The sequence below is a fragment of the Pseudoalteromonas sp. S558 genome, assembly GCF_005886635.1.
GTDB lineage: Bacteria > Pseudomonadota > Gammaproteobacteria > Enterobacterales > Alteromonadaceae > Pseudoalteromonas > Pseudoalteromonas aliena.
The window spans coordinates 1-12793 of sequence record NZ_PNDU01000185.1; the positions used below are offsets into that span (position 1 = coordinate 1).

The following is a 12793-nucleotide window of genomic DNA, read 5'->3' on the forward strand; positions in this document are numbered from 1 at the left end:
GGTTAAGATATTTACTAACATATTGAATCATAATGATATTTAAATTTATTTTCTCTAGCCAGAGATTTTCAGTGAAAACAAGGCGAATTTACGCGTCAATAGCTGGCCTATTGCAAGTAAATTCAACGCAGTTAGCGCTGAAAATAGCTGCTCGAGATAGATTTATTATCCAGAGTTCAGGTTATTTAACTTTAATCCAGAAAGATCAATACACCCTAACAAGCGAGCTTTTATGTTCAATAAATTATTTCGCTGGCAACGAGGCAGACAAGAAACAGGCTACGATAAAATGCTGTTATGTGGTGCTTTGTGGCCTATAAAGTTTGATGTTTACTTAATAAAATTCCCGCAAGGGAGTGAAATAAAGCCGCATACAGATAGAGTAAAAGCAGGTAAACACTTCAGGTTAAATATAGTGTTAAAGCTTGCAAAAAAAGGAGGTGAGTTTATATGCAAGGATTCAATAATTAACACCCGCAGAGTAAAGCTTTTTCGCCCCGACATTAATGAGCACCGCGTTATGAAAATAGAAATAGGCTGCCGCTATATTTTGAGTATTGGGTGGATTAAAGATTAGGTTTTGTTAACCATGCCAGCCATAAAGGGAGTGAAAGCTGGTTTAGCGCGCTTTCAATCTGCGTTAACTTTTCGGATGCGGCGAGTGTATTGCCTTGCTCTATATCTATAAGGTAAAGTTGGTATGTAGCAAATGTATTGACGACATTTGTTGTGTTACACATCGCATTTAGTGTGCTTAGGCAGGCTAGAAATTTTGTTGTGTTTGCCGTTTTTCGATAAATATAGAGTGCTATACATAATAAACTTGGCAGGGAAATGTCTTCATCACTTACTAAGGCTATGCTCTGCTCAATAAGTTGCTCTGCGAGTGCGGGTTTTTCATTTGTACAATGAATTGCCGCTAAGTATCCCTTAGATACAGCAACGCAGCGGTTATACCCAGAAAGGTTGGCGACATTGAGTGACTCGGCGCAAAACGTATAGGCGGCTTTAGTATCATCTTTTAATAAATAACATGCCCCAAGTAGCTGTAAAGCTGTCCCTTTAAATAGGTTTTTTTCTATTGAGTCTGTTGTTTCCCCGCATTCGGTTAAACATAAATTAGCAGATTGGATAGCTGCGTTTATATCACCAGAATATAAATTAAAGAGCGAATAGGTGCTGTAGTAATGCGCTTTCTCTTGGTTAGCGTATTGTAATGAATTACTGCAAATAGCTAAGTAATATTGTGACTTTTTAAACTCACACGAAAAAAACAATGTAATTGCACAGCCTAAATTAGCAGAAAAAACGAGCGAAAGATCATCCGCTTTTGTCGCTTTATTAAAGCCTTTTTCAAAATATTGCAGTGCATTTTTATATTGACGATGAATAAGAGATGCGTAACCAAGTTTAATATAAAAATTAGCAATAATAGCGCGGGGTAACGTTGAATGAAATGTCGATTTTATTAAAGAAATGGCGAGTTTAATTTTACTGCTCATCATTAGTTCATATAAAAGCCCATCGTTATGCAACTCGTTGACTAAAATATCGCGGTTTTCTTCACTAGGATAAATATCTATTTCTGAGCGGGCAATTAAATCTTCTTTAGTGCAGCTTAAAGCATGAGCAAGTTTAGTTAAGTTACTAAGCCTAATTCTGGAAACCGATCCATTGAGCCATCGAGTTAATGTTTTTTCACTCACACCAATTTGATTGGCAAGCCATAGGTGTTTTATTGATTTTTGTAAGATTAATTGTTGTAACTGTTTTCTGTTTAGCAGGGCGGTTTTTGAGTTGTTCAATTTTTTGCTCTTATAACTCAGCGTTAAATATACGTATGATCAAAGGGATTTTAACTGCTAATTAAAGTTTCGCGCAGCATGGCACATTTAAAAATGTCCCGCTATGTCTGTAGATTAATTTAGGGTCGCTCATTATCATATATTGAACCTAGCCTAGGGGCAACACTGCATCGCTTTTAGGATTAACTTAATATTGGATAATAAAATGAAAAAAATGATCTCACTTACTGCTCTTACTTTACTCATAAGTAGTTTTTCTTCGCATGCAAATGAGGCTCAAATAAGAATGGGTGTAGAGCTAGGTACTAGTAAAATAGCTGTAGATAAGGATTTTGCTATTTTAAAAGAGGATTTTGATACAGACGGACTCTCTATAAATTACGTACTAGGTTATAAATTTGCAAACAATGTAGTAACGGAAGCTAACGTAGCCTACTCATCAAGCGATATATTATTTGGTACTTTTGATAGTTACGAAACCTATGAAATTAAGGCGATGGCAGGCTATTCTTTTGATTTAGCTACGTATTTTAAAGTTGTGCCAATGGTCGGCTTCTCACACTGGGAACTGGAGACAAAACAAGGACTGTTTTTGAACCCCGGGCCTGAGGCCGAAGAAGAGTTTTCAGGCACCGATTTTACTTATAAAGTAAGGTTTGAAGTCCCTGTAAGTGACTTGGTTTTACTTTCACTCTCGTATGCGAATACTGAGGCTGAGTTCGGCCGAAATGAAACCACTCAAATTGGTATATTATTTGAGTTTTAATACCAACGGTTAAACGGCGAGGCGGCTCGCCATTTAATAATTATAAGAATAGTAGATAAGGCGTCTAAACCGCGTAGTTAATTTACACCCCCTTATTATAAGGGCTATAAACCATATACTTTAGAGATCAGATAAAGTGGCATAATTTATATGCGGATCGACATGATGCTTAAGTAAGCACTCAAAAACGTCTGTGTTTACAAATGTTTTATCACAAAATTTGTCATTGTTATTCTTAGCTAATTTGATACTTTGTAAAAAGGATAAAAAAATAGCTAAGGAACAGCATGACGCCACACATAAATTACGATCTAATTAAGCATTTTCATTTTATAGAACTTATTATATTTTGGGAAAATCGCTTAACGACTAAACACATACAACACCATTTTAATATAAGTCGTTCAAGTGCATCTAAATATATACAAGATTATGTAAAACTGTATCCTAAATTTTTAACTTACAACAACTCCAAAAAAGGCTATCAGGCAACAAACCACTTTATGCCAAGGTATGGTGAAAAAGATCTTGGTACATATTTAAGCGTAACCCAGCAAGGTATTCAAAGTGAATATTATAATCACTTTACTGCTATGCAATCCCCGCTAGTACCAGTAAATCCAAAAAGAGTGAGTGGGATATTACACGCACTAAAACATAAGCAACGAATAGACGTTGGTTATGCCTCAGTATCAAATCCTGAGTTTGAATCGCGTATTATCAGTCCGCATAATTTAGTTTTTGATGGTGCTCGCTGGCATGTACGCGCTTATTGCGAAAAAAATCGTGATTTTAGAGACTTTGTTCTTACTCGTTTTAATGGCGAATGTGAAATAGAAGGGCCAGCTGAGTATGACCAACAAAACGACACATTATGGCAAACTCAACTGGTAGTTAGTATAGAGCCAGATCCTCGGCTAACCGCCAATAAAGCAAAAATAATAGCGCTCGACCACCAAATGCACCAACAACCCAATGGTCATTACAAGCGTAACCTAAAAGTTCGCGCTGCTTTATTACTTTATCTTTTAAAACAACTACGTGTAGATAGCTATCAAGCAAACCCCGAAGCGCAACAAATTATACTCAGCCCCGATTGCTTAGCTAATTTACAACCTTACATGCCGTAATATCTAATAAATAGGCAGATAATAATAAACTAAAAACATGCTTAAAATTACGACAGGTGATAAATATACAGTGTTGCTGAAAAGGTAAACAGCCAGTAATTTAGACGCAACGATAACAAAGGATAAAAAGTAATGGATATATCAAGTTATTATAAATATTGGGGGAAAGCAAAGCGAGAGCCACTGCAAAATGGCGCTGACTATCACTTGTTGGTTTATCACTGTTTGGATGTGGCAGCTGTGGTTGATATATGGCTAGATGAATCAAAGGTTATTTTAAAACAAATCGCACAACAAATTAATTTCTCCCAATCCGAAGCTAAAGCAATCGTATTATTTTATGTTTTACTGCATGATTTAGGTAAGTTTGATGCTCGTTTTCAAAACTTTGTCGAAGAAGTAAGAATAGAATTACAAGGCTGTGAATATGAAGTTGAGCCAGAAAAATATGCTCATGGCTCACATGGCTATCTGCATTTTATCCAACAATATGGTCATAATGAAGCAATGAAAGCGGTTGCTGGTCATCATGGTTTTTGTGATATATCAATAGATCGAAATTTAATTGATCCAGACGCAGATGAAGAATTAGTAGAGCTTGATAAACAAGCACGGCAAGAGTGGATTGATTTTTGTCTTTTGTTTACAGGTTTAACAGTAATACCTGAAGTTGGCGATATTCCAATGCTTGCCGGTTTGTGCAGTGTTGCTGATTGGATAGGCTCTTCTATAACCAATTTCACTAAAGATCAAACGCTTGATTTACAAGATTACTATCAAAAAGCGCTGCCAAGAGCAAAAGATGCATTACTTGAATCAGGCATGCTAAACAAAATTAACGGTTCAGGATTCGGCTTTTTATTTAAGCCGTATCAACCCCGAGGAATTCAAACCTTACTACCTAAGCTACCATTGGAAACAGGCTTAACGATAGTTGAATCTGATACGGGATCAGGAAAAACAGAGTTTGCATTGGCTTATGCCTCAATGCTAATTGAGCAAAACCTAGCTGATGGAATTGTTTTTGGTCTTCCTACACAAGCAACTGCAAATGGATTATTTAAGCGGATTGGCGAAGCTGCCTTTAAGCTGTTTCCGGATAGCACACCCACCCTCGCTCATGGTAAATCAAAGTACTTATTTTCAGATGAAAATGGCTTTTTACATCAATCAAATAAACGCGCTTTTCTGGGCTCTATGTCGGTAGCAACAGTCGATCAAATTTTAATGGGGGTTTTAAGTATAAAACATCAGTTTATACGCTCGTTTGGCACACGAAAATCAGTATTAATTCTTGATGAAATTCATAGTTTTGACGCATACATGTATGCACTGATTGATAAAGTTATTAAGGGACAACACCAAGCCTTTTCTAACGTTATTTTATTATCGGCGACGTTATCTTTATCGTTAAAAAACAAATTACTTAAACCTTATGCAGGTACAGCAAGAAGCAATGAGTATCCACTCGTAACACATGTTGATTTAGAAGGTAATACCCAAGAATATTCGCTAGAGTCATCTGGTAAAAAGAAACATATAACAATTGAAAATTGGTTTTCAGAAGATTTATTACCTTCTTCAGAGCAACAAATAACACTATTAGAGCATGCCAAATCCGGTGCCGTTATTGGTATTATTTGTAATACAGTTGCAGATGCACAAGGCTTGTATGTTCAATTGAAGCGTTTAGTAGCAGAAGGGGAGATTGAAGTTGATCTATTTCATGCACGCTATACTTATGCAGATAGAGCAAGAATTGAAGATGAAGTTCTACAAACTTATGGCAAAGACGCACCTCGTAAAGGGCGTATTTTAGTTGCTACTCAAGTTGTTGAACAGTCGCTTGACTTAGATTTTGACATTATAGTGAGTCAAATAGCCCCAATAGAGTTTTTAATGCAGCGCATGGGGAGGTTGTGGCGACATAATCGTATTAATACGTCACTCCATACTCGTTGTAATAGAATAAAACAGCCAACGTTTATTACTTTATTACCAAGCCAAAAGATTAGTAATTGGAGCAGTCATTATCAGGGTAGTGGCTTTGTGTATAGAAGCATTCGTGTACTATTTAGAACCGAGCTGTATTTGCAGCAAACAGATACTTTAACTTTCCCAGATTGCTATCGCCAAGCAATTGAATATGTACATGCGGAACAACCATACCCAAATGAAGCGTTAGAGCTAACTAACTTATACGATAAGTACCAAATTGAGCAAGATGGCTCAGCTTATACAGCAAAAATGTACAGTGTACTTGATTCAAAGCCGTTAACAGATGTCGATCCTCGTTGCGCATTATTAACCCGCGAAGGTGAAATGACGGCAACGGTTGTGCTTATTGACGAACTAGGTGGGTTATTACATGGAGGTGACTATAAAGAACAACAAGACAGAGAGCGCAGTACAGTTGCTATTGCTAAAAAGCATGCTAAAGGCAAGGAAGACAGTGATTTTCATTGCATTAAAGCTGTAGTAAACAAAGACATTGAATACGGTAAATTAGGTATTGTATTACCTAATTTGAAAAAATAATAAATTAAAAAGGGGGTTCTATGTTCATATCTATGGTGGCATTAAAGGCGACTGATAGTTATTTACAACATCAGGCAATTTGGAGTTTATTTCCAAAAACACCGGATAGAAAACGTGACCATTTATTTAGAGTTGAAAATAAGTCAGATGAAGGCCAGATAACAGTGCTCTTACAGTCAAGTACTCAACCAAAAAGTAGTGATAGTGCAAAGGTATTACAGAGCAAGGAATTTGCACCTCAATTAAACAATGAAGAGTTTTATAAATTTAAGTTATTAGCATACCCAACTAAGTGTATTAGCCAAGGTAAACGAGTTGTAGAAATTCATGATGAAGACCTACAAGTTCAATGGCTGCATAAAAAGTTATCGGGTGCCAATGTTAATGTAACCGCGATAGATAGCGTACTAGTAAAAAGTAAAAAAAGCTTTAATAGCCGTTATGTTTGCTTTGAAGGGGTTTTGCAAATTACTAATGCAGAGCAAGTTTATCAGGCTTTAATTATGGGTATAGGTCGACAAAAACACGCCGGCGCAGGTTTATTGTCTTTAGCTAAAGCCAGTTAATTTAGGGATACTTATGTACAACAGAATATATAAAGCCTACTTAACTTTACCGAAAGGCGATCAGGCTGAACTTAAACGCTGTAACTTAAAAAAGTTAGCTAATTGCCCTGCATATTTTCGCGTTTTAAAATTTTCAGGCGCGCAAGACAACGCGCAAACGCAGCGTATTTTATTTTTACTCGTATCGATTAAAGTCACAGCAGAGCCTGAGTCAGATTCGGTCGCTTTTGCGCTTTTAAAAGCAGGCGTAAAAGAGGCGCACATTATTCAAATTACACGCAGTGGTGATAATGCAATTGAATACTTAAAACGGCAACTTATCCGATGTGAAAATGTGAGCTTATCTAGTTTAGGTAAGTTATCGCAATATTGGGGAGAGCAAGCAAGACGCGAGCTTTTAAAAGAGTTTATTTTGGCACAAATTGACGATTAGTTTAGTAACACTCATTTTATGAAAATTAAGTAAAAATCAAAGGAAATTACAATGACTACTTTTATCAATATTCACGCATTAATATCACATCCTTCTTCAATGATGAATCGTGATGATTCCGGTTTACAAAAAACAGCCGTCTTTGGTGGAACCACACGCAGTAGAATTTCAAGCCAGTGTTTAAAGCGCGCAATTCGCCAGAGCGATTTATATAAAAAAGATGTAGAAGAGCTATCAATTAGAACTAATCGGTTTGATGATTTACTAAAGCTTTGCATAGAAAAACCACCTGAATTTGATGCTAAAACGATAGAGAGTGTTTTAGAAAATATGGGTTCTAAAATAAAAACAGAAACAGATAAAGACACCAAAGATAAACGTCGTTACTTTGATGCAGTACAACCCTATTCGTTAGGTGCTATTCGCGAAGCCATTAATATTGTACAAGCGGGTACAGATCTAAAAGAACTTAAAAAAATTGTGCAATTACCCACTATTGATGTTGCATTATCAGGGCGAATGGATGCGAGCTGTCCCGAACGCAATGTAGAAGCTGCGATGAGCGTAGCGCATAGTTTAACTACTCACAGCGCAGATATTGAAGTGGATTGGTTTACAGCGTGTGATGACTTAGCAGAGCAAGGTTCTGGGCATATTGGTACAAACGAATTCAGTTCAGGTGTATTTTATCGTTATGCATCTATTAACGTAGACCTATTAGCGCAGAATATTAAGAAATCAATTGAGGAAACAGCCTTTATAATAACCACTATTGTTAATTGTTTTGCACAGGTTTCACCTTCTGCCAAGCAAAAAACGTTTGCCGCTCATAACAAGGCTGACTTTGTATTATGTACTAGCTCAAACCAACCATTATCTCTTGCAAATGCTTTTAGGAAACCAATTCCCAATACAGGGGAGGTAATGGAAGCATCCATTCAAAGTTTAGTGTCTCATTATGAAAAATTAGTTGATGGTTATGATCTAGAATCAAAGGCAAAAGCATTTGATATGACCAATACAGCTCAGAGTGAAAAAATCACAATGGTGAATAAAGTTAGTGAGTTAGCATTTTAATATCAGTTATCCCCTAAGTTGTTATAAAAATACAAAAGGCGTTAATTATGAAAACGTTAATTTTAAAAACAGAAGGATTGTCAGCATATGGCTTGCAAACCTTTGATGTTCACCGCAGAGCTAACCACTTTCCAACACGTTCTGCAGTTATAGGTTTGCTTGCTGCCGCGCTTGGTATTACGCGCAAAGAGCAAGATAGACTCTTCGAGCTATCTGAAAATGTGCAGGTGGCAGTGCAAGTTAATAATGCGGGTGAAAAAATAATGGACTATCACACAGTGCAAAATTTTCGCAGCCCACAGGGGAAAATTCAAAAAGGCGTTAAACCTACTTACAGAGAATACTGGTGTGATAGTGAACATACGTTTGCTATTACAGCCAGTGAACAGCTAATTAAACAGCTAACTTGTGCAGTGAAAGCGCCACAGTTTACTTTGTTTCAAGGCAGAAAATCGTGTCCGTTGACGCGACCTTTGTTTGAAGCGGTGATAACTCAAACTAACCCGTCTACTGCTTTAAAAGAGCATGGTGAAAACGGGCAAATTTTTAGTGATATAAAAGGTGAAAACCATGTTGCTACGTTGCAAGTACGAGACAAATTAACCTCTATTTTTAGAAAATATGCAATGAGAACAGTATTTGTTAGCGGGCAAACGACTAAAAATGATCAGGAGGTAATAAATGAACTTACTTAAAGATCCTTTTATTTCTACAACCGTTGGTAAAGTTTCATTAAAGGAGGTTTTAACTTCCAATATTGATTATCAACTCCAGTACTTTTTTGACGAAACCCAGTTAGCCATGCTGCAAATGTTAGCATCGCTTACAACGGTTGTATTAAAGCCAGCAATCGCTGAGTTGGAAGGTTACTTAGCGAATGGTTTAACGGTTGAACAGTATGATAAAGCACTTGAGAAGATAGAAGTTGAATGGTTTGAAGAAACGCGTTTTATGCGTTTACCATTTCCTGCCAAATCAAAGGTAGCTGATGGGCCAATAACCAAATTAGTTTCAGGAATTGAATGTGGTAGTTCAGCAAATGCTTTAGGGTTATTTTCAGAACCAGAAAGTGTCAGTCAATCTTGTCCCGATTGTACTCATGTTCTTAATTACAATTTACATATGAACATTAAAGGTGAATGTTTTGGTCCCACAGGAGCAACAGGTATAAGGGGCGGCGGCTCCATAACTACTTTAATTGCAGGGGATACATTGAAAGCAACCTTACTATTGAACACTGTAGCGATTGATTTTTATGCTGAATGCTCAGCATTAGATGAAACAGCAGAAACACATTATATGTGGGATTTACCTCCTTCAGGAGTTGTCTACCAAGCACAAAATATTGGGTTAGAAAGAGGTTTGTTTGCACTTGCATACTATATTGATTTTATGGTGTTAGAGGAGTCTGGAACTTGTCATATTTGTGGCATTGAGACAGAAAAATTAGTTAGAAATTTTCAGCGAATAAAGTTTACTGGTGCATATGGTTCAACGAAAAATGGCCGTGATAATGGTGCTGGTTGGTGGTTGCACCCTTATACGCCAAGAACGGAAAAAGAAGATGGCACGTATGCCGCATGCGCAAGGGATCAAAGCTGGCAATCTTGGCAAGAATTAACCTCTTACATTGTTGGAAAGGAAACAGATAAAGCGACAGTTAAACCGGCTTTTATTTTTAATCAATTTCAAACTAAGTTAGGGCGAGGAAGAGCTAATATACTCATTGGCGGTAATATTGCTGATCAAGGTTCAATCACAGGACGTGTTTATGATTTGTATTCTATGCCCTCTTCACTATCAAAAAATAACAGGCGTATTTCTCAAGTTATTGATGCAGGACTTGATCAAAAAGATAAGCTTTCTCAATCGTTTAATAAAATGTTTGGCGTTGGTTATGATAAAAACTTTGTCGGAGGAATTAAAGAGCAGGCCATGCAACGTTTCACCTCTAATGCGCAACAAATTATTCAACAAATTTTATTAAACGTAGATAGAAAGGAAGCATCGCAGTTAAGAAAAGACGCGGTTACAGCGCTTAATATTGAAGCAAAATCTATTTTCAAATCAGTACAGCGTAAATATCAGCATGATTTACCTCTATTTAAAGCGTTAATAAAAGGTGAGTATGTACTTTATAAAACGAACTAAAATTGATGTACTTTAAAATTTAATAGGAATTGTTATGGCTACGAAACTAACGGTACTTGAAAAGGATATTTCCACTTTAAAACAGGGTGATATTGAATATATCAACATTACGGATATTGCGCGTTTTAAAAATACCGCACGTACAGATGATTTAATTCGTAACTGGCTGCGTAACCGTAACACTATTGAATTTTTAGGTATTTGGGAGCAACTCAATAATCCCTATTTTAATCCCGTCGAATTCGACGGGTTTAAAAAAGAAGCAGGGTTAAATAGCTTTACGCTCACGGCTAAACAATGGATAAGTGCTACCAATGCAATTGGTATTATTTCAAAAGCAGGGCGCTATGGTGGTACATTTGCGCAAAAAGATATTGCGTTTGAGTTCGCAAGTTGGATTTCAGTTGAATTTAAACTTTATTTGATTAAAGAATTTCAACGCTTAAAAGATCAAGAACAACAACAGTTAGGCTGGGACATAAAGAGAAACCTAGCTAAAGTAAATTACTTAATACATACCGATGCGATTAAAGAAAACTTAATACCTGATGTTGTTAGCTCATCTCAAGTAGCTCAAGTGTATGCCAGCGAAGCTGATCTTTTAAATGTTGCATTATTTGGCACAACTGCAAAGCAATGGCGCACTGAAAATCCAAAAATAAAAGGCAATATGCGCGATCATGCTAATGTACATCAATTAGTGTGTTTAGCTAATTTAGAAAGTTTAAATGCTCATTTTATTGAACAAGGAATTAATCAGGCGCAACGTATTGAAAGCCTCAACAAGTTAGCGATTAAACAAATGGGGATACTGAGTGGCTCTATTACTGAACAGCCCAAAATACGTACAACTACAAATCAAAGCGATATTAAATAATGGCTTTTCTCCCTTTAAAACCCATACCTATTAAAGATCGTAATTCAATGATTTTTGTTGCAATGGGTCGTATTGACGTACGCGATGGTGCATTTGTGGTAATTGATGAAGTGAACGGCGAGCGAATGCATATACCAGTAGGCTCAGTAGTGTGTATTTTACTCGAACCAGGTACCCGTATAAGTCATGCTGCTGTTAAGCTTGCAGCGACAACAGGCACATTACTCATTTGGGTAGGAGAGGCAGGTGTCAGGCTCTATTCTGTAGGTCAGCCAGGAGGTGCACGTTCAGATAAATTGCTCTATCAAGCTAAACTAGCACTTGATGAAGGTTTGCGATTAAAAGTCGTGCGCAAAATGTTTGAACTACGATTTGATGAAGCTCCACCAGAACGACGTAGTGTTGATCAGCTACGTGGAATAGAAGGTGCGCGAGTTCGTAAAACATACCAGCTATTAGCAAAGCAATATAATATCGAATGGCACGGCAGACGCTACAATCCAAAAGATTGGCAAGCAGGAGATATAATAAATCAGTGTATAAGTGCTGCCACTTCATGCTTATATGGTGTAACCGAGGCCGCGATATTAGCTGCAGGTTATGCGCCAGCCATAGGCTTTTTACACACAGGTAAGCCGCTGTCATTTGTGTATGACATTGCTGATCTTATTAAATTTGAAACGGTTGTGCCTGCTGCATTTAAAGTCGCGAGCAAACGGCCTAAACAACCTGATCGAGAAGTGCGCATAGCGTGCCGTGAAGCCTTTAGAAAAGATAAAACCCTACAACGGCTAATACCTCTTATAGAAAAAGTACTAAATGCAGGTGAGATCACTCCGCCTAAGCCTTATGATGATGCACAGCCACCGGCATTACCCGAGCCCGAATCTATAGGCGATTCTGGCCATCGTTCAAGTTAGGAATAAATTATGAGCATGTGTGTTGTAGTCACCGAAGCAGTACCGCCAAGATTAAGAGGGCGGTTAGCTGTTTGGTTATTAGAAATTCGAGCAGGTGTTTATGTTGGGGATGTCGGCAGGCGAATAAGAGAAATGATATGGTTTCAAGTCACTGAGCTAGCAGAGCAAGGAAACGTCGTTATGGCTTGGGGTACAAATACTGAATCTGGTTTTGATTTCATTACCTATGGTAAAAATGCACGGATGCCGATTGATTTGGAAGGATTAAGATTGGTTAAATTCATTCCAATTACGCAAGAGATACCTCCTGAAAAATAATTGTTTTGCTCTTTAAAAACGTGGTAGATTTTACATAGCTATTTTTATTTAATAAAAACAAGCATATACTATTAGAGTGTTCCCCGTATCCACGGGGCTGAACCGTGCATATAGAATTGGTGATTTACTTATTCTTTGTGTTCCCCGTATCCACGGGGCTGAACCGCTCAGCAGAGTCCGGCTCGCTACACCTAGGGCAGTGTTCCCCGTCG

The 12793-nt window shown here is 37.4% G+C and carries 13 protein-coding genes; 12 read left to right on the top strand and 1 reads right to left on the bottom strand.

All coding sequences use genetic code 11. The features are described 5' to 3' along the window. The first annotated feature begins 232 nt into the window (after nucleotides 1-232). Nucleotides 233-577, top strand: coding sequence for a 2OG-Fe(II) oxygenase (locus CWB66_RS13175; protein ID WP_138585727.1), 345 nt, complete (start codon nucleotides 233-235; stop codon nucleotides 575-577). Here CWB66_RS13175 and CWB66_RS13180 read toward each other — a convergent pair. Beyond that, a complete protein-coding gene (locus CWB66_RS13180) occupies nucleotides 567-1805 on the bottom strand; it encodes a helix-turn-helix domain-containing protein (protein WP_138585728.1) in 1239 nt (412 codons plus the stop codon). The two genes, CWB66_RS13175 and CWB66_RS13180, sit on opposite strands and share 11 nt — an antisense overlap. Nucleotides 1806-2010: 205 nt before the next feature. On the opposite strand from CWB66_RS13180, the gene CWB66_RS13185 reads away from it, so the two are divergent. The 11 genes from CWB66_RS13185 to cas2e all read left to right on the top strand — a co-directional run bounded on the left by CWB66_RS13185 (nucleotide 2011) and on the right by cas2e (nucleotide 12581). Next, complete coding sequence (locus CWB66_RS13185; RefSeq protein WP_226894471.1) at nucleotides 2011-2571, top strand: outer membrane beta-barrel protein; 561 nt, start codon at nucleotides 2011-2013, stop codon at nucleotides 2569-2571. A 287-nt stretch (nucleotides 2572-2858) separates the two neighbouring features. Continuing rightward, nucleotides 2859-3701: a BrxR family helix-turn-helix transcriptional regulator gene (locus CWB66_RS13190; RefSeq protein WP_138585730.1), complete on the top strand. Its 843-nt coding sequence runs from the start codon at nucleotides 2859-2861 to the stop codon at nucleotides 3699-3701. Nucleotides 3702-3833: 132 nt separating this feature from the next. Next, entirely contained in the window at nucleotides 3834-6239 is a 2406-nt protein-coding gene (cas3, locus tag CWB66_RS13195) for a CRISPR-associated helicase/endonuclease Cas3 (RefSeq protein ID WP_138585731.1), read from the top strand. A gap of 20 nt (nucleotides 6240-6259) precedes the next feature. Further along, the gene (gene cas6e / locus CWB66_RS13200) at nucleotides 6260-6805 is read left to right on the top strand and encodes a type I-E CRISPR-associated protein Cas6/Cse3/CasE (protein WP_138585732.1); all 546 of its coding nucleotides are present in this window, start codon (nucleotides 6260-6262) and stop codon (nucleotides 6803-6805) included. Nucleotides 6806-6818: 13 nt separating this feature from the next. Beyond that, the gene (locus CWB66_RS13205) at nucleotides 6819-7238 is read left to right on the top strand and encodes a type I-E CRISPR-associated protein Cse2/CasB (protein WP_138585733.1); all 420 of its coding nucleotides are present in this window, start codon (nucleotides 6819-6821) and stop codon (nucleotides 7236-7238) included. A 51-nt stretch (nucleotides 7239-7289) separates the two neighbouring features. Next, nucleotides 7290-8315 (top strand): type I-E CRISPR-associated protein Cas7/Cse4/CasC, encoded by a 1026-nt coding sequence (gene cas7e / locus CWB66_RS13210; protein WP_138585734.1) that lies wholly within the window; start codon nucleotides 7290-7292, stop codon nucleotides 8313-8315. A gap of 47 nt (nucleotides 8316-8362) precedes the next feature. After that, nucleotides 8363-9010: a type I-E CRISPR-associated protein Cas5/CasD gene (gene cas5e / locus CWB66_RS13215; RefSeq protein WP_138585735.1), complete on the top strand. Its 648-nt coding sequence runs from the start codon at nucleotides 8363-8365 to the stop codon at nucleotides 9008-9010. Continuing rightward, nucleotides 8997-10466, top strand: coding sequence for a type I-E CRISPR-associated protein Cse1/CasA (locus tag CWB66_RS13220; RefSeq protein WP_138585736.1), 1470 nt, complete (start codon nucleotides 8997-8999; stop codon nucleotides 10464-10466). Before cas5e ends, CWB66_RS13220 begins: the two co-directional genes overlap by 14 nt. A 34-nt stretch (nucleotides 10467-10500) precedes the next feature. Further along, entirely contained in the window at nucleotides 10501-11343 is an 843-nt protein-coding gene (locus CWB66_RS13225; protein ID WP_138585737.1) for a KilA-N domain-containing protein, read from the top strand. Then, on the top strand, nucleotides 11343-12263 hold the full coding sequence (cas1e, locus tag CWB66_RS13230) for a type I-E CRISPR-associated endonuclease Cas1e (protein WP_138585738.1): 921 nt from the start codon (nucleotides 11343-11345) through the stop codon (nucleotides 12261-12263). Before CWB66_RS13225 ends, cas1e begins: the two co-directional genes overlap by 1 nt. 9 nt (nucleotides 12264-12272) lie before the next feature. Then, nucleotides 12273-12581, top strand: a complete 309-nt coding sequence (cas2e, locus tag CWB66_RS13235) for a type I-E CRISPR-associated endoribonuclease Cas2e (RefSeq protein ID WP_138585739.1) — start codon at nucleotides 12273-12275, stop codon at nucleotides 12579-12581. Nucleotides 12582-12793: the final 212 nt, after the last annotated feature.

What these genes read in the sequence shown, in the direction of transcription:
- CWB66_RS13225 (WP_138585737.1), top strand. Translation starts at nt 10,501, where the DNA reads ATGGCTACGAAACTAACGGTACTTGAAAAGGATATTTCCACTTTAAAA.
- CWB66_RS13205 (WP_138585733.1), top strand. Translation starts at nt 6,819, where the DNA reads ATGTACAACAGAATATATAAAGCCTACTTAACTTTACCGAAAGGCGAT.
- CWB66_RS13185 (WP_226894471.1), top strand. Translation starts at nt 2,011, where the DNA reads ATGAAAAAAATGATCTCACTTACTGCTCTTACTTTACTCATAAGTAGT.
- cas3 (WP_138585731.1), top strand. Translation starts at nt 3,834, where the DNA reads ATGGATATATCAAGTTATTATAAATATTGGGGGAAAGCAAAGCGAGAG.
- CWB66_RS13190 (WP_138585730.1), top strand. Translation starts at nt 2,859, where the DNA reads ATGACGCCACACATAAATTACGATCTAATTAAGCATTTTCATTTTATA.
- cas7e (WP_138585734.1), top strand. Translation starts at nt 7,290, where the DNA reads ATGACTACTTTTATCAATATTCACGCATTAATATCACATCCTTCTTCA.
- CWB66_RS13220 (WP_138585736.1), top strand. Translation starts at nt 8,997, where the DNA reads ATGAACTTACTTAAAGATCCTTTTATTTCTACAACCGTTGGTAAAGTT.
- CWB66_RS13175 (WP_138585727.1), top strand. Translation starts at nt 233, where the DNA reads ATGTTCAATAAATTATTTCGCTGGCAACGAGGCAGACAAGAAACAGGC.
- cas2e (WP_138585739.1), top strand. Translation starts at nt 12,273, where the DNA reads ATGAGCATGTGTGTTGTAGTCACCGAAGCAGTACCGCCAAGATTAAGA.
- cas6e (WP_138585732.1), top strand. Translation starts at nt 6,260, where the DNA reads ATGTTCATATCTATGGTGGCATTAAAGGCGACTGATAGTTATTTACAA.
- cas1e (WP_138585738.1), top strand. Translation starts at nt 11,343, where the DNA reads ATGGCTTTTCTCCCTTTAAAACCCATACCTATTAAAGATCGTAATTCA.
- cas5e (WP_138585735.1), top strand. Translation starts at nt 8,363, where the DNA reads ATGAAAACGTTAATTTTAAAAACAGAAGGATTGTCAGCATATGGCTTG.